General features: G+C 47.9%; 19 protein-coding genes. 16 read left to right on the forward strand and 3 right to left on the reverse strand.

All coding sequences use genetic code 11. The features are described 5' to 3' along the window. Nucleotides 1-135 precede the first annotated feature (135 nt). Both nadD and rsfS read left to right on the forward strand, forming a co-directional pair. A complete protein-coding gene (nadD, locus tag GA003_06660; protein ID QXD29645.1) occupies nucleotides 136-738 on the forward strand; it encodes a nicotinate-nucleotide adenylyltransferase in 603 nt (200 codons plus the stop codon). A gap of 265 nt (nucleotides 739-1,003) precedes the next feature. Further along, nucleotides 1,004-1,393 carry a ribosome silencing factor gene (gene rsfS, locus GA003_06665; protein QXD29646.1) on the forward strand — a complete coding sequence of 130 codons (390 nt, stop codon included), beginning with the start codon at nucleotides 1,004-1,006 and terminating at the stop codon, nucleotides 1,391-1,393. 221 nt (nucleotides 1,394-1,614) lie between these two features. Here the strand turns inward: rsfS and GA003_06670 are convergent, their stop codons facing one another. Further along, entirely contained in the window at nucleotides 1,615-2,691 is a 1,077-nt protein-coding gene (locus GA003_06670) for a DUF481 domain-containing protein (protein QXD29647.1), read from the reverse strand. A gap of 254 nt (nucleotides 2,692-2,945) precedes the next feature. On the opposite strand from GA003_06670, the gene GA003_06675 reads away from it, so the two are divergent. The 12 genes from GA003_06675 to queF all read left to right on the forward strand — a co-directional run bounded on the left by GA003_06675 (nucleotide 2,946) and on the right by queF (nucleotide 15,761). After that, nucleotides 2,946-3,545 carry a hypothetical protein gene (locus tag GA003_06675; protein ID QXD29648.1) on the forward strand — a complete coding sequence of 200 codons (600 nt, stop codon included), beginning with the start codon at nucleotides 2,946-2,948 and terminating at the stop codon, nucleotides 3,543-3,545. Between the two features lie 10 nt (nucleotides 3,546-3,555). Further along, entirely contained in the window at nucleotides 3,556-4,701 is a 1,146-nt protein-coding gene (locus tag GA003_06680; GenBank protein QXD29649.1) for a cytochrome c biogenesis protein ResB, read from the forward strand. Beyond that, complete coding sequence (gene ccsA / locus GA003_06685) at nucleotides 4,701-6,602, forward strand: cytochrome c biogenesis protein CcsA (GenBank protein ID QXD29650.1); 1,902 nt, start codon at nucleotides 4,701-4,703, stop codon at nucleotides 6,600-6,602. Before GA003_06680 ends, ccsA begins: the two co-directional genes overlap by 1 nt. Before the next feature lie 229 nt (nucleotides 6,603-6,831). After that, nucleotides 6,832-8,307 (forward strand): alkaline phosphatase D family protein, encoded by a 1,476-nt coding sequence (locus GA003_06690; GenBank protein ID QXD29651.1) that lies wholly within the window; start codon nucleotides 6,832-6,834, stop codon nucleotides 8,305-8,307. A gap of 4 nt (nucleotides 8,308-8,311) precedes the next feature. Further along, the gene (locus tag GA003_06695) at nucleotides 8,312-9,718 is read left to right on the forward strand and encodes a sulfatase (GenBank protein QXD29652.1); all 1,407 of its coding nucleotides are present in this window, start codon (nucleotides 8,312-8,314) and stop codon (nucleotides 9,716-9,718) included. Nucleotides 9,719-9,739: 21 nt separating this feature from the next. Further along, nucleotides 9,740-10,201 (forward strand): RidA family protein, encoded by a 462-nt coding sequence (locus GA003_06700; GenBank protein QXD29653.1) that lies wholly within the window; start codon nucleotides 9,740-9,742, stop codon nucleotides 10,199-10,201. 810 nt (nucleotides 10,202-11,011) lie between these two features. Continuing rightward, entirely contained in the window at nucleotides 11,012-12,262 is a 1,251-nt protein-coding gene (locus GA003_06705; protein QXD29654.1) for a U32 family peptidase, read from the forward strand. A gap of 7 nt (nucleotides 12,263-12,269) precedes the next feature. Then, the gene (locus tag GA003_06710) at nucleotides 12,270-12,494 is read left to right on the forward strand and encodes a ferredoxin (protein ID QXD29655.1); all 225 of its coding nucleotides are present in this window, start codon (nucleotides 12,270-12,272) and stop codon (nucleotides 12,492-12,494) included. Between the two features lie 39 nt (nucleotides 12,495-12,533). Beyond that, nucleotides 12,534-13,250 (forward strand): hypothetical protein, encoded by a 717-nt coding sequence (locus tag GA003_06715; protein ID QXD29656.1) that lies wholly within the window; start codon nucleotides 12,534-12,536, stop codon nucleotides 13,248-13,250. Between the two features lie 2 nt (nucleotides 13,251-13,252). Beyond that, nucleotides 13,253-14,377, forward strand: coding sequence for a tRNA guanosine(34) transglycosylase Tgt (gene tgt / locus GA003_06720; GenBank protein QXD29657.1), 1,125 nt, complete (start codon nucleotides 13,253-13,255; stop codon nucleotides 14,375-14,377). 1 nt (nucleotide 14,378) lies between these two features. Beyond that, nucleotides 14,379-15,407, forward strand: coding sequence for a tRNA preQ1(34) S-adenosylmethionine ribosyltransferase-isomerase QueA (gene queA / locus GA003_06725; protein QXD29658.1), 1,029 nt, complete (start codon nucleotides 14,379-14,381; stop codon nucleotides 15,405-15,407). Nucleotides 15,408-15,425: 18 nt separating this feature from the next. Beyond that, nucleotides 15,426-15,761, forward strand: a complete 336-nt coding sequence (gene queF, locus GA003_06730; protein QXD29659.1) for a preQ(1) synthase — start codon at nucleotides 15,426-15,428, stop codon at nucleotides 15,759-15,761. A 40-nt stretch (nucleotides 15,762-15,801) separates the two neighbouring features. Here queF and GA003_06735 read toward each other — a convergent pair whose 3' ends face one another. Beyond that, nucleotides 15,802-16,479 carry a 7-carboxy-7-deazaguanine synthase QueE gene (locus tag GA003_06735; GenBank protein QXD29660.1) on the reverse strand — a complete coding sequence of 226 codons (678 nt, stop codon included), beginning with the start codon at nucleotides 16,477-16,479 and terminating at the stop codon, nucleotides 15,802-15,804. A gap of 1 nt (nucleotide 16,480) precedes the next feature. Then, nucleotides 16,481-17,185, reverse strand: coding sequence for a 7-cyano-7-deazaguanine synthase QueC (queC, locus tag GA003_06740; protein QXD29661.1), 705 nt, complete (start codon nucleotides 17,183-17,185; stop codon nucleotides 16,481-16,483). Nucleotides 17,186-17,389: 204 nt separating this feature from the next. On the opposite strand from queC, the gene queG reads away from it, so the two are divergent. Together queG and cmoB are read left to right on the forward strand one after the other, a co-directional pair. Next, nucleotides 17,390-18,412, forward strand: coding sequence for a tRNA epoxyqueuosine(34) reductase QueG (gene queG, locus GA003_06745; GenBank protein ID QXD29662.1), 1,023 nt, complete (start codon nucleotides 17,390-17,392; stop codon nucleotides 18,410-18,412). 105 nt (nucleotides 18,413-18,517) lie between these two features. Then, nucleotides 18,518-19,486: a tRNA 5-methoxyuridine(34)/uridine 5-oxyacetic acid(34) synthase CmoB gene (cmoB, locus tag GA003_06750; GenBank protein QXD29663.1), complete on the forward strand. Its 969-nt coding sequence runs from the start codon at nucleotides 18,518-18,520 to the stop codon at nucleotides 19,484-19,486. The last annotated feature ends 66 nt before the right edge of the window (nucleotides 19,487-19,552 follow it).

Genomic DNA, 19,552 nt, shown 5'->3' on the forward strand with positions numbered 1-19,552 from the left:
AGTCTGTATTTTCTAAAAGTTGGGAGATGAGATGCAGTCAGTTGAGTTTCATTCTTTTCCTATGGAAAGAAAAATTTCCCTTTCCTTTCCCGTGAAAGTAGTAATTCGTCTGAGTTTTACATTTTTGCACACTCTATGAGCCATTCTCCAAAGTCAGTTGCCATTTTAGGTGGATCTTTTGACCCGGTCCACCTGGGGCATATATCCTTGGCGGATGAAGCGTACAAGCAATTGGGGTTAGATGAGGTTTGGTTCATGCCAGCCGCCCAATCTCCATTGAAGAAGCACCAGACATTTCTTGGCGCTGAGGAACGGATTGAACTCCTGGAGGCAGCTGTTTCGGGGAATCCTGCCTATAAGGTGAATCGCAGCGAAATTGATCGTGGGGGTGTTAGTTTCACGGTCGATACGGTGAAGCGACTTAAGGCTACCCATCCGAAAACGGAGTTCAGTTGGATAATCGGCGGTGATCAGTTGCAATTGCTCGAAAAATGGAAAGATATCGAAGAGCTGTGCAGCTTAATGAAGTTCAGTGTGAAGTCTCGACCTGGATACGAGATTGACAGAACAAAAATTCCTGCCATCCCAGGGTTGCGATTTTCGGAGGTAAAATCCCGCATCTTGGACATCGCCTCATCCGACATTCGCCGTATGATCGCGGCTGATGAATCGGTGAATCACCTGTTGCCAACAGCCGTTCACGAGCTTATCGTGGCTAAAAAATATTATCGAGATTAACCTAAAGTTTCAATCGACTGCAAAAGTGAAAGATATAAATGATTGAATAATAGCGCGTAATGGAAATTTGTATCCCGTATGCAGAATTAGTGAAGAGGACGAAATCTAAGACCCGCTTTTGCAGTCTAAATTCTGCATCCGCGAATAACAGCGTTGCAGCTCACAATCCGCTTGGTCACGTAGTTGTCTACGCTCCCTCGCATTTTCGCGAACTGCACCTTGTTCTTCATCACATCTAGAATTTTTTAAACTTTTACGTAAATATATGGATTTTAAGGAGATTCCTGAGGAATTAGAACTCGTCCTCAAAACGACCATCCGTGCATTGGATGACCGAAAAGCAGAAGACTTAAAGGTGCTCTATGTCGGCGAGTTATCCTCGATCACCGATTTTTATGTTCTGGCCACCGGTAATTCCGAACCCCATCTGAAAGCTCTGATCAACAGTGTGTCCCGTGATATGAAGGATGAGAAGATCCAGCTTGTCGGCAGTGATCTGGGGCAGGGGACAGGCTGGGCTGTGATTGATGCCTTCGATGTCATGATCCACATGTTTTTGCCTGAGCAGCGTGAATTCTACCAACTAGATGATTTGTGGAAAGACGCCGAGGCGGTTGATCCGGAGCAGTTTCTAGCCGTTGAGGCTGGGAAATGAGTCCTTGCAGTGGTCAGTGGTCAGTGAATTCGGCTTCTTTGTCTTCCTTTTACTCTTTGTCTTTCTCTCCTGAATGTGTGCCTTCTGTCTTTGTGCAAGGCTAGCTCTTAACGCGGTTGGCGAAGCCTCTTGAGAAGTAGATAGGTGTTCAGTTATCCGTGATCCGAAGTGGGAGCTCAGTGTCCTTTGTAATTGGCTCCTACAAAATACCTTGTGAGTCCCTAAAACGTATAGATCATCGAGCTGCTTAGCAGCGTTTCTTTCTGAGGCACGTTTCTCGCCACAATATTGTCGAAGCTGTATTCGTAACCTAACCGGACGGTGAAGCCATTGGTGATTTTACCGTCCAGCTTGACTTCAAACCGGTAACCCCAGTTTTCATTATCATCGGGTGCTATATAGGCTTCAGCTTCCTGGACTAGTGAGTAGCTCTTGCCGATGTCATAAACAGAATCCTGGAAGACGGAAGTTAGAAACTCGAACCCACCTAGATCGCTGCTGCCATTATTGAAGTCTTCGAACTTTATCGCAGCTTCACCACCCACTGAATATTCAAAAGAAGGTGAGACCTTTTTCTTCCAACCTCCACCGAGGCCTTGTTCGATCATGTGATTGATTTTTCTAAGGGGATCCCGGCGGTATGAGGAAGAAGCCTGGATGAAAAGGTCTCTTTGCTGTTGTCGGCGAAATCGAAAAATACCGCTGTAGCGATCAGCACTCGTATCACCATCTGTTTCGCTGTAACGGTAGTCTGAATCTAGTCGGTATTCACTTTTTCCGTTTTTCCAACGGCTGTTGTAGAAGATTCGAAAGTCAGTCTGATCCCTGCGGCTGGCTCGATCGGTGAATGAAAAACCGAATCTTGAGTTCATCCGCTTCAATGTTTCAACCAACTCCTTGGGTGTGTTCCGCACGTAAATCGGAATTTGCTTCACGATAGGTTTAACTCCGGATGCCTCTCCCTGATCTTTTGGTTCGAGTTCCTTGGGTTCCTTTGACTCCGCCAACTCTGGTTTGGAAACCTTTTTCGTTTCCTCAGCTTTTGGCTTCTCAGCTTTAGGCTCAGAGCTGGCTATAGCCGGTGCCACTGGATGCTCGAGCAAGGGCCATTCGGCGAGGTCTTTCTTCGCAATCTCGATCTCACCCAGGATTGGATGACGCAGAGTGAGATGGTCATCCGATTCAACGACGAGATCGCCTTGTAAGCGGTCGCCATTCTTCAGGAAAATTTCAATTCCCGAAAGGGAGGACGTGGTGATAATTAAGGATAAGAGCAAGCAAGCAGGTCGCAAGTGCATGATGGGCCTATGTATTTGCACGAAGCTTTTTCAAAAGCCTAGGATAAAATGGATGGTTTTGGGATTATTTAGGGCTTCAATTAGTCTTAACTCCTGAAAAATCAAGTTCCCTTCTTATTTCTCGAATAAGTTGCACTAAATCCTTCGGAAATCGTTCTAACTTCATTGACTCCACACTTGGCTGTTACCTTATTTATCTGGCCAAAATCGGGGATCTTTTTTCCGATGGCCCGTCTTCCAGCCCTATTGTGCGCATGAAACTAACAAAAACCGCATTGTCCGCGATCGTATCGGTGATCCTGTCGCTGTTCATCGCTTGTTCAAAAGAACCCTCGGTGCAGAAATACAAGGTAAGCAAAACCGCCGTGCCTCAAGCGGATGTCATGGCATCTGCAGGTGCAGGTAGCGGCACTGTAACCGACACGGGTTTACCTTTTACCTGGGTAACTCCAAGCAGTTGGGTGGAAGGGAAATCCTCATCCATGCGCTTGGCTAGTTACGATGTGCCATTATCGAACGGAGAAACAGGAGACTTCTCGCTGGTTCAGCTCGGAGGTGGAGCAGGGGGAACCATGGCGAATATCAATCGCTGGCGTGGTCAGATTGGTCTCGGTCCTGCCCAACCGGAGGAATTGGCCCAAGTGGCTCACCTCCATAATACAGCCCAAGGTCAACAGTACCTGCATATCACCTTGATCAATCCGGACAATCCATCCAGCGCGATCGCGGCTGGCATATTCGAGCAACCCGAATTTGTTCTTTTTGCGAAGTTTACCGCTACGGCAGCTGGCCTTGAAGAAGCACGACTAGATTTCGAAGCCTTCTGTAACTCAATCGCATTTAAAAATCTTTAGACCCAGTTGTATGAGTGATAGAAAGACAAAATCAGGAGCTCAAAAGCTCATCGATTTCCTGGCGACCCCGGAAATCTTTTTCTATACCGCGATCTGGATGATCGTATTGCTGGTCTTTGGAACAATAGATCAAAAATACGTGGGGCTCTATATGGCCCAGCACAAATATTTCTCGTCGTGGTTTGTGTGGGTAATTTTCCCAGGTGGTCGATTGGCCATGACGGTGATGTTCGTTAATCTATTTTGTAAGTTGGTTTTTAAGAGCCCATTACGGTGGAATCGATTTGGAACCTTGGTGACTCACTCGGGCATGCTGCTGCTGCTGCTAGGTGGATTTTTTACTGCTTACTTTTCAAAAGAAGGAAGAATGGTAATTCCTGAAGGGGCGACGACTTCCTACTTTGATGATTTTCACATCCTCGAGATCGCGGTCATCGACAAATCACCTGAAGATCACGACGCAGTCATCGCTTTTTCGAATGAATACATTCAAGAGGGTGCTGTTATTTCGGATCCAGACTTTCCGTTTACAATCACCTTGGAGAGCTATCATCGCAATGTAGACCTTGGTCAGATGGAAGGCGAAGCCGCTGGTCATTTGCGAGGAGCTGCAAAACGGTTTCAGCTTGTTGAGAAAGAGCTAAAGCTGGAGCATGAAACGAATATGGCCGGGATGCTCATCTCGATCAAAGGGTTAGATGGCGATGCAGATGGCACCTACCTGGTGTTTCAACACATGAGAGTGCCTCAAGTAGTTACAGCCGGTGGAAAGGAATACGTGATTGAACTGCGAAACAAACGCTATCAATTGCCTTTCGCTGTTGAGCTGATCGACTTCGTGCAAAAAGTTTATCCTGGGACCAATACACCTTCGCACTACAGTTCACTCGTAAATGTCGTAAGTGGCGATTTTAAACGGGAGGTATTGATCTCGATGAATGAACCTCTCCGCAATCTCGACTACACCTTTTATCAATTCTCCTTCTTTGAGGAGACTTCGGATGAGGGAACTGTGCTTCAAGTAGTGCAGAACGCCGGGCGCAATTATCCTTACATCTCGAGTTGCATCATGGCGCTTGGGCTCTTCCTCCATTTAATCATTCAAGTTCCAAAATTAATCGTACGGTCCAAACATAAAAAGGAGGTTTCGGCGTAATGAAAACATTTCTGTTAAGCTTTATTGTTTGCCTGGGTGCATTAGTCGCTCATGGGGGGTCTTACGAGTCACCCGTCAAAGCCGGAGATCTGGCTGCGTTGGTCGTTCAAGATCAAGGCCGTCTCAAACCTTTGGATACGTATGCACGGTCGCAGCTATTATTGTATCGCAGTAGTGCCTCCATCGACGGGCAAAAGGCTATTGATTGGTTGTTGGAGTTGTGGCTGTTTCCCGAAATTGCCTATGAGCGTAAGGTGTTCAGGATGCTGGACGAAAAAGATGCGATCATTGGATTGGGAATCGGTTTCAATCGCAAGGATCCTTATTACTCTTTCCGCACCTTGAGTGAGGCCATCAACGAGCGTATGGAATCTTTGCGCCAGTTGAGTGAAAAAGACCCCGAAGCTAGGACGCGAGCTGAGACGCAGACCTTGGTCGTTTATCGCAAGGTCATGCAATACTTGGCGCTTAGCAGAGCATGGACAGCCCTGGAAGCGGACATTACGATTAGTAATGCAGCGTTAGCTGATGCTATCGGTCTGGAAGCTGGAAAAGCATACACTTATCGAGAGTTCATGGAATCGCGCGAGGCTTTGGCGGCTGAACTACAGGCGTTGCAGGGGCGGCAAGCGGGCGATGACATTAATGAAAAAGAAAGTGCCATGGTGGGTCTGGTTCAAGTCTTGCAAGTCAAGATGGCAGATCAGTCCGCGGATATATTGCAGGTATTAAAGCCAGAAGGAGATCAAGAAGAAAGCCTTTGGACATCCGTTTGGGGCATCATGGATGGGCGTGTTTTTTCAGATTGGGAAGCGTCGCGAATCCAGGAACTGGAAGCGATCTATGCGGCCTTTAAAAACGATCCATTCGCGGACGTGTCCGGGTTGGTTGAAACGGCCAATGCTTCTTTGACAACCGATGTGCGTTACAGCTCTGAGTTATTCTATAATAAGTCTAATCTGTTTTTTATAAGCACGCTCCTTTACACATTCTCTTTTCTTCTTCTGCTGCTTAGCTACATGTTCAATAGTAAGTGGTTAAGTATTGGTTCGCTTGCTTGTCTAGTTGCTGGATTATGTATCCATATGGGCGGCATAGCGATGCGTGTCTATATTATGGCTCGTCCGCCGGTGGGCACACTCTACGAGTCTATTATCTTTGTATCCGCATTTTTGGTACTGGTGGCCGTCGTTATAGAATTTATTCGACGAGATACTCTGGGACTGATTCTCGGATCCGTTGCTGGTGTCATACTCAATTACATTGGTTCGCGCTATGCATTGGATGGAGATACCAATCAAATGTTGGTTGCGGTATTAAATACCAAGTTCTGGTTGCTGACTCACGTTCAGACTATTTCGATTGGTTATTCAATTGCGCTTTTGGCAGGTCTAGCAGCCCATGCCTATTTGTTCATTCGCGTGATAAAGCCTGATGATCGGGAACAGCAATTGAGTATATTTAAGGTGTCTTATGGCGTTGCTTTAGTCGCGGTGTTCTTCACCACGTTTGGCACAATTCTTGGAGGTATCTGGGGTGACCAATCCTGGGGACGCTTTTGGGGTTGGGATCCCAAGGAGAATGGGGCGTTACTCATTGTTCTGTGGCTCTTGGCGGTCGTTCACGGGCGACTGGCTGGTCGTTTAAAAGAATTGAGCTTCTCAGTAGCCTTGGCTCTTACGCCGATAACTGTGGCTGTCGCCTGGTTTGGGGTGAACCTACTACAAGTGGGCTTACACAGTTATGGCTTCGACGATGGAACGGCCAAGAAGTTACTATGGTTCTGTATTTTTGAAGTGGTCTACGCCTTTGGTTTGGGATTCTTCATTCATTTCAGAAAGAAGTCCGGCAAAAGGTCTACGGGAAACAAGAAACTTAATACGTCTCCTCAAACCAGTTGAGGATGGGATCTCTGATTTCGTTGAACCAGAAGGCAAGTGAGTCTTTGTCGGCTAGATCTATGCGAACGGAGCTTATTTGTCCGTTTCACTGACTGGACAGTCTATCGATTACAGCTTGTGTACTGATTGGGTTCTTCTCGCCATCAATAAACAGAATGGGTTGAGCTGCTTTCTCTGTCAGTCTGACGCATTTCCTTGCCATCAAGTTGAGGAATGAAAACGTTAAGGCATGTCCTGTCGCTATATCCCCTGTATGGCTTTCCTTTCGGTTTGCTTATTCTTCCAATCGTGTGGTGTTTTGAAAAAGCCGATGGCTGGCCAGGGAGTTCTGGTAGGGGAAGTCACCGATACGACGGCCCTCGCTCAAGTTCGACTGACTGAGTCGGATACTTTGGTTGATGGCGACGTACCCGGAATGGAGGGAGTCGTGGTGTTCACCTTGATTCGTGAATCCGACCAGAAGGAGATCAGCCGAACGCAAGTCGACGCAGTGGAATTTCGTGACTTCATTGCCCGAGCAGCGTTTGACGAGTTAGAGCCGAACACCTCTTATCGGATTGATACAGAGATCGGGACCAACCTCCGTATGATGAATGAGGGTCCTTCTGCACATTTTAAAACGCATCCAGGTAAGAATATGTCAGTGCCTGTTCAGTTTGCCGTGGTGACTTGTATGAACTATGCCAAGTTTCACGGCGACAACCGGATCGATAAAGAAATCCATCTTCTCCATAACGCGACCGAGTTGGCGGATCCCTATGATGGTCCTGATAAGCATCTTGGGTATCCTGGACTCGAAACACTCTTAAAAATTAAGCCCGACTTTATAGTCGGTGCTGGTGATACGGTTTACTACGATACGCCGAAAGAGCCCCGCGCCGAAACGGTGCCGGAGATGCGCCAGAAATGGCACGAGCAGTTCGTCCAGCCACGCTTTCGTGATTTGTTTGCTGAGGTTCCGACGTTCTGGGAAGTCGACGATCACGACTATCGTATTGATGATGGAGACATCACGGGAGATTATCTGCCTACACCGGGGGATGCTCGGCGCATGTTGCTGGAACAGTTGCCGTTTGGAGAACATGGTGACATGGATGTAAAGACCTACCGAACTTACAGAGTTTCTAAAGAGCTTCAGGTGTGGTTCGTGGAAAACCGGATGTATCGATCTCCCAATGCCATGGAAGATGGACCCGAAAAAACCATTTGGGGGGCAGAGCAAAAGGCATGGCTCAAGCAGACACTTCAGGCAAGTGATGCTCCCTTTAAAATAATGATATCTCCGACGCCGATGATCGGTCCTGATTCACTGCACAAGTTCGACAATCACACCAATATTCTAGGTTTTAGGCATGAGAGGGATGAGTTCTTTAAATGGCTGGTTGATACCGGAATTGGGCACGATAATTTTTACCTGATTACGGGTGATCGTCATTGGCAGTATCATTCGATTTCTCCAGAAGGAATTCAAGAGTTCGCCTGTGGTGCTTTAACGGATACCAACTCTCGGCTGGGAGTGAATCCGGGAAATCCGAATGGAACGGATCCGGACGCACTCGTGAATCAGGTTTATTCCCAGAATCCTAAATCGGGTGGATTCCTTTTGGTGAGAGTGGAACCAAATGGAAGTGGAGGAAAGCCAGAGCTCATCTTTGACTTCCGAGACGAAAAGGGTGTGAAGCTCTATCATCAATCAAAGCAATAAGGGAATGATGAACCATCTTCGAATCTTCTTACTGGTTTCATTCCTGTCGGTTTCGATTAACCTCACAGCTCAGATACCAAAGCAGCCCAATGTATTATTTATCGCTATTGATGATTTAAATACTCGTCTTGGTTGCTATGGCTTTGATCGCATTACGTCTCCCCATATTGATCGCCTGGCTTCAGAAGGAGTGCGCTTCGATCGTGCCTATTGTCAGTATCCCTCATGCGGTCCCAGTCGAACGTCTGTGTTAACTGGACTGCGTCCGCAAACAACCGGCATGATCAATAACCGGATGTCCTTTCGTGAGTTGGCTCCTGACGCGGTGACCTTGCCACAACTTTTTAAAAAGAACGGCTACTTTACCGGGCGCGTGGGAAAGATTTTTCACCAACGGGTGCCATTGGATATTGGCACGAGTGGCCCCGATGACCGTGCCTCCTGGCATGAAGTCGTAAATCCCAGGGGTCGGGATGTAGATGACAAAGATCTTATGACTATTTACACCCATAAATTGGCCATTACTGACACGATGGGTTTTCTCAAAGCGGAAGGCGAAGATGCCGAACAGACCGATGGGAAAGTGGTGGATGAAACGATTCGCATGTTGGAACAGCGGAAAGACGAACCCTTCTTTATCGCTGCCGGACTCTATCGTCCGCACACGCCCTACATCGCACCCAAGAAATATTTTGAACTCTATGACCTTGAAACAACCCAGGTTCCTTATTTGCCTCCCGAGTATCGTGACACGGTTCCGGCTGGTGCATTGAGCTCGACCGCAGATTGGCCTAATTTCGGAACGACTGAAGATGAAGCACGCGATTGTATACTCGCTTATGATGCCTGTATTTCCTTTGCGGATGCGCAGATAGGACGCTTACTCGCGGCAGTCGACCGCCTTGGCTTGCGTGACAACACCATCGTCGTTCTGTGGGGAGACCACGGGTATCACTTGGGTGAACACGGACTTTGGCGAAAGAATAGTTTGTATGAGGAATCCGCTCGAGCTCCGTTGATTTTTCGCGTTCCTGGAATGGAAGCCTCTCCAAGTGGCAGTCCCCGTATCGTAGAGTTCGTGGACATCTATCCGACTCTCGCAGATTTGGCAGATCTTAATCCACCGAGTGAGCTGGAGGGAGTGAGCTTACGTCCGTTGCTGGAAGACCCAAAGATGGCCTGGAGTCGACCTGCCTTTATCCAAACTCTTTATCTGGATACACCTGGCTATAGTGTGCGTACCGATCGATGGCGTTATGTGGAGTGGGGGACCGCAGGTGAAGCGGGGTTCGAACTTTATGACCAAGCGTTCGATCCACTGGAAATGAATAATTTGGCTGGTGATGAACTTTACCAGGAGGTGTGCGTACAATTGAGCGCTTTGGCAAATCGGAACTGGCCATCGCGCTAAGAACTTTGAACATCATTAACTATGAGTGCAGAAGCAAAAATTAAAGAACTTGGACTGGAACTTCCACCCCCACCACCTAAAGGCGGTGTTTACAAGCCAGTGGTGGTTGTAGACGGCCTGGCCTATTTTTCAGGACATGGACCCTACAAGAGTGATGGATCCTTGTATGTAGGAAGAGTGGGCGACCAAGTAGACCAGGAATTTGCAACTCAGGCTGCGCGGCAAACCGGGCTCGCCATCCTAGCTACTTTGCAGGACCAGCTAGGCTCGCTGGATAGAATCAAAAGTGTAGTGAAATTATTGGGACTCGTGAACAGCGCTCCTGATTTTTACAGTCATCCAGCCGTAATCAATGGCTGTAGTGAACTATTTGCAGATGTTTTTGGTGAGGACGCGGGTGTTGGTACTCGATCCGCTTTCGGTGTGGCTGCTCTTCCTGGAAATATTTCCGTGGAGATTGAAGGCATCTTCGAGGTTGAGTAACCTGGGATTGGAAGACCCATGGTGTTACGACCATGACTACAATAAAAGTGTAGCGATGCTCGTGAGAGCATTGATTAAGTAGAGCACACAAGTTTGTTGTGAATTCTCCAAAATAATCCCCAGAAATTATGCTTTCTTGGATCCAAGTCGAAATAGCCTGGAACCACACAACCTTTAAATGGATAGTCCTTCCAATTCTCGACCAAGTTTTTGCGAATTGGATTTTGCAGTATGTAATGGGCAACTGATTGAAAGGCAGATCTCTCCAGTTCTTCTTCCCGAAGCACATGATCATGTGCCTGGGATTGTAATTTATGGGGACATATTAACCCATTGAACTCCTTCCTGAATAGCTTCGTAAATCGGAGTTGATCCGATGACGCATCAATTCCTGAAATGAGGAGATGAATGTGGTCGGGCATTAGACAGTAGACCGGGCAGATGGCGGAATATCTCGCCAGCATATGACAGAGAAGTTCTCTGAATGATTGGTGAAATGAGGGGGTCAACCATCCAGTGTTTCGGTTGTGGATGGTGTGGGTCCAAAAAACGGAGACATGTCCCAAATATGCCTCTTTGGTTAATCGTGGAAGCGACCGTTTTTCAGGGGGAGGCATGGTCTAGATTCCATGGTCTTACGACCATGGCTACAACGCAAAAAACATTTTTGGGTAAGGGTATGTTGAAAGGTCCATGGTCTTACGACCATGGCTACGACGATATTGTAGCGATGCTCGTGAGAGCATTGAAAATGGGTTCCGCTTGACTAAGTAACGGCTTCACGTCCATTAACTAGCCACTTTTTTCAAGATGAACGCCGACCTTCCATTGCCCGAAACTGAGTTGCTTGCACCTGCGGGTTGCTACCCTTCCTTGCAGGCGGGTATCGCTGCGGGTGCTGATGCCGTGTATTTTGGCCTGGCTCAGCTTAATATGCGGGCCCGTTCCAGACGCTCGTTTGGCGTGCAGGATTTGCCCGAAATAATGGATATTTGTCGTGAGGGCGGAGTGAAAGCCTGCTTGACGCTGAATACCTTGCTCTATGACCACGACTTGAAACTTGTTTTCAAACTGCTTGAATCAGCGGCTGAAAACAAAGTCGATGCAGTCATTGCTTCGGATATGGCCTGTATCATGCGAGCGCGTGAGTTGGGTCTCGAAGTGCATTTATCGACTCAGCTCTCTGTATCCAATTTTGAGTCCTTCAAATTCTACACCCAATTTTGTGACCGCATCGTTTTAGCGCGTGAGTTGAACCTCAGCATGATTCGTAAACTCTACGAACAGGTGGTTGAAGCTGATTTGCGTGGCCCCAATGGACGCCCCGCAGAAATCGAAGCCTTTGCTCACGGTGCATTGTGTATCGCGGTGTCGGGTCGTTGTGGCATGTCTCAATATACGGACAATGCCTCTGCCAATCGTGGAGCCTGTGTTCAGAATTGCCGTAAGGAATACGATGTAGTCGACAAGGAGACCGGTAAGAAGCTGACCATCGACAACAATTTCGTCATGTCTCCAAACGACATTTCTACCATCGATTTTCTCGACCAACTTCTGCATTCCGGGATCAAGGTTTTGAAAATTGAAGGGCGTGGACGAGCTCCTGAATACGTGCATACCGTGATCACCGCCTACCGTAGAGCGATCGATGCTGTGCATGCTGGTACCTATAACCAGGAGTTTGTGGAAGAGCTGCTCGTAGATTTGAAGTCCGTTTATAACCGCGGGTTATCCGATGGTTATTACCTCGGTCGTGAGCAGGGTTGGTCAGGGAACTACGGTTCTAAGGCTACCAAGCAAAAGATTCAGGTCGGTAAGGTTTCTCATTTCTACAACAAGCTCGGTGTCGCTGAAATTACCTCGACAGGGAAAGTTAATGTCGGTGATGAATACGTCATCATAGGTGATACCACTGGGGTAGTGGATGGGAAAATTGAAGAAATGCGTCTGGATGCAGGCGTCATCGAAACTGTGAAGCCCAAAGATGTCTTCTCTATTCGCGTATCTAAAAAGGTGCGAAAGAATGATAAGATCTATCTGATGAAGCCGGTCGGCACCTAATGCCAGAATGCTTAGAATTATCCATAAACAACCAGAATGCATTGGCTGTGATGTCTGTTGCGATGTGGCGCCCAATTATTGGTTTATGAACGATGAAGGGTTGGCTGAGCTACATTCCATTCTCAAAGTCAAAGATACGCTCCAGTTTGGCGAAGGGTTTGAAGAAGACCGTGAAGCGTTGAAGGAAGCCGAAGAAAATTGCCCAGTTAATATTATTCGGATTGAAGATTGAGGCTAAGGGTTTCATAAGCCTAGCTGCATTATTTTGATTATGCCGGAAGCACCTATACATTTAGTCGGACTCTTTATCTTTATCACGATCGGTCTATGGTATGGATTTCGTATCTCGTTAATGCGGGGGATATACCAAGATGGATCTATACCGGCCTCCAAGGGGCTCATGATGTCCTTCGTTATCGGCGTTTGGTTGGCGGGAGTGGCAATGATGGCTAACCAAGGCCTCCTGCAGGATTTCGATAAGTCTCCACCCATGATTTTAGTCGTGGTGGGGATGTCACTCATCATGACGATTGCAGTCGCTCAGTCTCGGATCGGTTTGTTAGTCATCAAAGGAGCGGGTATCACTTGGCTGATTACTTTTCAGGGCTTCCGGGTATTGGTGGAGGTATTTTTGCATCAAATGTATTTGGAAGGCGTTGTCCCGAAACAAATGACCTACACCGGACTCAATTTTGATATCCTCGCTGGGCTGAGCGCTTTGGTGATGGCCTACCAGTTTTCTCGAAAGAAAGTGGGCGCTAAAGCTATCTTTGTCTGGAATGTGCTCGGGCTGCTTCTCCTTATAAATATTGTGGTGATTGCGGTTCTTTCAATGCCGCTCCCATTTCGATTTTTCTTCAATGACCCCGCCAACACCTTTGTCACTCATGTGCCTTATGTTTGGTTACCTACGTTTCATGTGCAGGCAGCATTGTTTGGCCATTTGTTGATATTCCGTGCGCTAGGTCGGGGCATGGTTCAAGACTGAGTATGCCCGACAAAAGTTATACATTGTTGAGGCAGGACGGGGATGCGCGTCGCGGCGTTTTTCATTCCTTTCATGGAGATGTTCAAACTCCATTTTTCATGCCTATCGCAACCGTAGGAGCGATCAAAGGGGGCGTAGAAGCTATGGAGGTCCGTGACCTCGGGTTTGAGCTGATCCTGTCCAATACCTACCACTTGCATGTGCGACCCGGTGAAGAGCGTGTGAAGGCCTTTGGTGGCCTTGCTAAGTTCATGGGGTGGGATGGTCCGATCTTAACTGATTCTGGTGGATTTCAAGCATGGTCCCTTGCGAAAATGAATCAGATCACAGAAGAAGGAATTACCTTCAAATCGCATTTAGATGGGAGCCCTATCACCCTGACTCCAGAAAGCGTGATCGATATCCAGCGTTCGCTGGGGATTGATGTCGCGATGGCTCTTGATGAGTGCACGGATTATCCCTGTAGCTATGACAATGCCAAAGCGTCCATGGAGCGCAGTATGCGTTGGGCTGCGCGATGCAAGAAGCACTGGCAAGACACGGGGGCCGATGAATCCATGTATCTCTTTGGGATCGGGCAAGGTTCCTTCTTTGAAGACCTACGCTCCGAGTCCGCGAAGATTTTAGCTGACCTGGATTTGCCAGGTTATGCGGTTGGTGGAGTGGTGGTTGATTTTACTCGAACGCACGAAGCTATCTTACCCTCGATGCCACATCTGCCCAAGGACCGTCCTCGCTACTTGATGGGGGTCGGTACGCCACTAGACATTCTCAATGCGGTTGAGCTGGGTATAGACATGTTTGACTGTGTTTTACCGACACGAAATGGGCGACACGGAAAAGTATTCACCACTTACGGCGATGTGAACTTAAACGCGGCCAAGTGGAAAGATTCGGACCAGCTCATCGATGAAGAGAACGACCATCCCGTGAGCAAAAAGTATACTCGCGGATACCTGCGCCACCTCTTTCATGTAAATGAATCTTTAGGCGGCCGTCTCGCAACTTTGCACAACCTGTCCTTTTATGGGAATCTGATGAAGGGAATTCGTCAGAGTATTGACGAGGGTCGCTTTGCGAAATTCAAAGCCAACTTCATCGAGAAGTATAGTTCGGGAAATGCCTGATATGGAAACTGCCGATTACGATTTCGTGCTTCCTCAAGAGTTGATTGCACAAGATCCTGTTGTTCCTCGAGACCATTCGCGGATGATGGCTTTGGGTCGGGCGACGAACTCCATCTATCATAAGCGGTTCTACCACTTGCCTGAGTGTCTTCAAGCGGGTGATGTGTTGGTTATTAACGATACCAAGGTGGTGCCTGCCAGATTGTTTGGCACTATTCCCGAAGTCGGATCAGGAAAAGTAGAAGTTCTCCTGTTGAACGAATCCGTCCATGGGACTCAACGGGTCATGGCGAAGCCTGGGAAGAAATTCCAAGTTGGGAGATCGGTGGTATTCGATGACCAACTACAGGCTGAAGTGGTTGGGCTGGAGGAGGATGGTTGCCGCTTGCTTCAGTTTAATTGTTCTCCCAGTGAACTTCAACTTCACCTGGATCGCATCGGACATGCCCCGATTCCGCCCTATATTAATCAATCTACCGCCACCCGAGAGCAGTATCAAACGGTCTATGCGCGTGACCCTGGAAGTAGCGCAGCGCCCACCGCGGGTCTTCATTTTACGCCCGAAGTTTTTAAAGCATTGGAAGAAAAAGGAGTGACGGTGGAGAAGGTAACCCTGCATGTCGGCCGCGGCACTTTTCAAGACGTTAAAGCGGATAAACTCGAAGATCACGTTATGCATTCTGAGCATTATGAATTAAGCTCAGAGGTAGCGTCTCGCTTAAATGAAGCTAAGCAGGCCGGGCGAAGAGTGATTGCGGTGGGTACGACTTCCGTTCGAGTGCTCGAGAGTTCTGCGAACGAAGCGGGTCTATTGACTCCTCAAGTATCGGATACCGAAATCTTTATTTACCCAGGATACCGTTGGAAGTTCGTGGATGCACTGCTGACAAATTTTCATTTACCAAAAAGTACGCTCATTATGCTTGTGAGTAGCTTTGCCGGACAGTCCTTTGTTCAGGAAGCTTATTCAGAAGCCATCCGTGAAAAGTATCGTTTCTTTTCGTTTGGGGATTGTATGCTCATTCAATAATACTCTTATTTCTTCATTATGAACATCGACATATTTGATAATCCAAAACCAGACCGTGATTTCGTAATCCAACACGTTGCTGAAGAATTCACTTCGGTATGTCCAGTTACCGGACATCCTGACTTCGGCAAAATTAAGCTCACCTACATTGCTGACGAGAAGTGCATTGAGCTGAAGACTTACAAAGAATATCTTCAGGGGTTCCGCAATGAAGGGATTTACTATGAGGCCGTTACAAACAAGATTCTAGATGATCTGGTTGGTCTCTGTTCGCCAAGATGGATGAAGATCGAAACCATCTGGACCGGTCGTGGTGGTATTCACTCCAATATTACGGCTGAGTACAAGAAGTAGGCTTCTTTAGTTTAGCCTGTTGGAGGTCGCAGGACTACTATCAGGTGTCGTTCGGTGACAAGCGAAGTTCTGTGGTCGGTTTGCTGCGTGAGTCTTCCTCGTCGACTGCAAAGAGCTTATGCAGTTGGTAGCCGGCTCGATAGTCGTATTGACTATTCTTAACTGTCGAATTAATGGTCCTCAAGATGAGTGGATCGGCACGTTGCGACCATTCAGGATTGAGCCAGACCGGACGTTTAGAAAGTTGGTCCCCCAGTGTGGCTTCCCAGAACTCGATCGTTTCTGCCTTATCTACGATCACCTTGAATTCATGAGCGAGCGCCAGGTTTTCGTCCAGTGGATGTTCCCACTCTTTGGGACTCAATGTAATCCAGTCAAAGGATCCTCGGATGGGATAAGCCCCAGCAGTTTCCAGGTTGACCTTGAGGCCTGCGGTTTGGAGGGCGTGGGTTAACTCGGTCAAATCATGAATACAAGGTTCGCCGCCTGTGATAACCACGATGGCAGGCTGATGTTCCTTGGCCTGAGCCACTAAGGCTTCAACACTGATTTTTTCAATGGTCTCGGGTACGAAATCAGGATGCCAGGTTCCTGCAGAATCGCACCAGGGGCATTTAATGGGGCAGCCAAAAAGTCGGATGAAAAATGCGGACTTTCCCATGTGGCAGCCTTCTCCCTGCCAGGAGTAAAACGTTTCATAGATCGGTAAAGATTTCATCCTACTTTAATCTCCAATCGTTGCTGATCATGACATCAAGAGTAGGTGCCTCAGTGCTGTATTCAGTTGGATCTTCCACGCCGGCCAGGTGAAATGCTTCTCTGCGTTCAATACAAGTACCGCAACGACCGCAGTGCACTTCTTGTCCTTCATAGCAGGACCAGGTTTGTTCAAAAGGAACATTGAGCTCAGAGCCGAGTTTTACGATGTCAGCTTTAGTAATATCAACGAAGGGTCGGTTTAAATAGACTTCCTGCCAATCGGCTAACCGGATCGCTTTATCCAGAGCTTCCGCGAATTCATTCCGGCAGTCGGGGTAAATGGCATGATCTCCCGAGTGTGCGGCATAGGAAACGCTGTCCGCTTTTTTGGAGACCGCCCAAGCAGTTGCGAGGGACAATAGAATCATATTCCTGTTAGGAACTACGGTAGACTTCATGTTGTCCTCTTCGTAGTGACCATGAGGAATCGCTATGGAACTGTCCGTCAGGTTTGATCCTTCAAGAAGTTGATTGATGGAGCTAAGATCTACCTCGCGATGTTCGATCCCAAGAAGATCCGTATGGATCTGAGCGCATTCCAACTCTTTGCTGTGGCGTTGACCGTAGTTCACGGACAATGAAAAGACCGATGCCTCGGCTTTCTTCAAGTGATAGAGGAGGACGGTCGAGTCCAAGCCTCCGGAATAAACGATTACAGTTTTCATGGAAATTCAGTGCTTTATTGCTTCGGTGCAACGCCTGGGAATTTATAGCAGGCTCGGGAGACCATGGATTTTGACCTTACTTTGGCAACCTTATTTTGGAGGGGTGAGGGACGGGGGCGAGAGACGAGGGTCGCGTGGGAATGAAACCTAATCTTGATCCTGGTTCTGATCCTGATCTTAATCCAAATCTATTTTTGTTAACTTATGGACTCCACCGCAGCGCTTACCGCACAATGCAGAGAGCAAGCCCTTGAATTGGGGTTTGATGTCTGCGGTTTTTCGTCGGTGGATGTGGAGCTGCATCGGGACTATTATCTAAAGTGGATTGAGGAAAAACAGCATGGGACGATGGAATGGATGGAGCGGAATAATGACCGCCGTCTTGAGCCTCGAAATATCTTACCTGAAGCTCGGTCCATTGTGGTGGTGGGTTTGAATTATTACCAAGATGCGCCAGAGATGCGTGGGACGATTGCCAAATACGCTTTAGGCAAGGACTACCACAAAATTATGTATAAACGCCTAAAGCGATTGTGCAGTTGGATGCGTGAACAGGGAGGGGCTCAGAAGCCCTATGTCGATACAGGGCCCGTTCTCGAGAAACCGATCGCCGCTGAAGCCGGCCTGGGATGGGTGGGAAAAAGCACGCTCTTACTTCACCGAAAGTTTGGAACGTTTATGTTTTTAGGGGCGATAGTAACTACCTTGGATTTGAAGGAAGATTCAGTAGAGAATAACCATTGCGGATCCTGTACCCGATGTTTGGATATCTGCCCAACCAATGCCTTTCCTGCTCCTTACAAACTGGACGCCACAAAATGTATTTCCTACCTGACCATTGAGCATCAGGGGTCTATTCCTATGGAGTATCGTGAAGCCATCGGTGATCGAGTCTATGGATGCGATGATTGCCTGGATGTCTGCCCCTGGAATCGTTGGGCGCAAAAGACTCGGGAAGCTCGATTTCTATTTCCTGGCCTGCCTGACCTGGCCGAGACCTTGGCTTGGGATGAAGAAACCTTCACAGAGCACTTTCAAAGGACGCCTATAAAGCGACTTAAGCTGCCACGCTGGAAACGAAATGTCTGTGTGGTGTTAGGCAATATCGGAACGAGTAAAGATCTGAAAGCCCTTCAACCTCTCGCTCAATCAGAGGATGAGATGGTGGCTGAACATGCTAGATGGGCGATAGACAAAATTGAGGAACGTTCTTCTGCTTGCAAATGAACAGTAGGATTCAAATCAACCTGAGATGGATAGGGCCACTGCACATGTCTCGCCGTATTTTAAAGAAGCCGGATCCCTGCAGTGCCGACTTCAGTTAGTCGTGTCATGAGCCAGCCCAACTACAGTTCATTCCTGGATTCGTTGCGTGATTCACCATTAGCGGATTGGCGTCCTACACTGGAAAAGCAAATCCAGCCCAAGCTCTTCGAATCTAATGACGGACATCTAGAAGGGTGGTTGAAAGCGCTCGATTCATTGCCCGGATTTAACTGCCAAAAAATAGAACTTGCTGCTGAGCTCAAACTCGAGGGTTTATGTGATTCGTCTATAGCTGAGTCTACGCTGAGGACCTTTCATCCCTGGAGAAAAGGGCCGATGCACCTGGGAGGGGTCGATATCGATACCGAGTGGCGCTCCGATTGGAAATGGGATCGTCTCAAAGATGAAATAGCTCCCTTAATAGGTAGAACGGTTTTAGATATTGGTTGTGGGAATGGCTACTACCTCTACCGCATGCTGGGAGCTGGTGCCAAGCTGGCCGTGGGCATTGATCCTTTCCTGTTATTTGTCATGCAATTCTGGGCGATTAAACACTTTGAGCCTGAAGTGTTGCCAGCTTGGGTGCTTCCATTGGGTTGGGAAGACCTGCCAGATGTGTTACCCCATTTCGATGCGGTATTTTCTATGGGCGTATTGTATCATCGACGTAATCCAGATGCCTTTCTTCGACAGTTACAGAACTACATTCGACCCGGAGGTGAGCTGATTTTGGAAACGCTCGTGATCGAAGGCCAAAAGGGCGCAGTACTCGTTCCAGAAGGTCGCTACGCCAAAATGAGGAATGTGTGGTATATTCCATCGGTGGCGACGCTTGAGGCCACACTCACTCAATCGGGCTGGGAAAAAGTTCGTTGTATCGATGTTACGCCTACATCCATAGATGAACAACGATCGACCGATTGGATGACTTTCGAGTCCTTGCCTCATTTCCTGGATCCCAACGATCAGACAAAAACCATCGAGGGCTACCCGGCACCCGTGAGGGCAGTCTTTCTTGCAAATAAACCTGGATAGCGATTTTCGGCCTCGTTGATCCAATTTATTATTGGATGAGAAGTTTTCCGCTAACTGAGGCAAATT

The sequence above is a fragment of the Opitutia bacterium ISCC 52 genome (assembly GCA_014529675.2).
Lineage (GTDB): Bacteria > Verrucomicrobiota > Verrucomicrobiia > Opitutales > UBA2995 > UBA2995.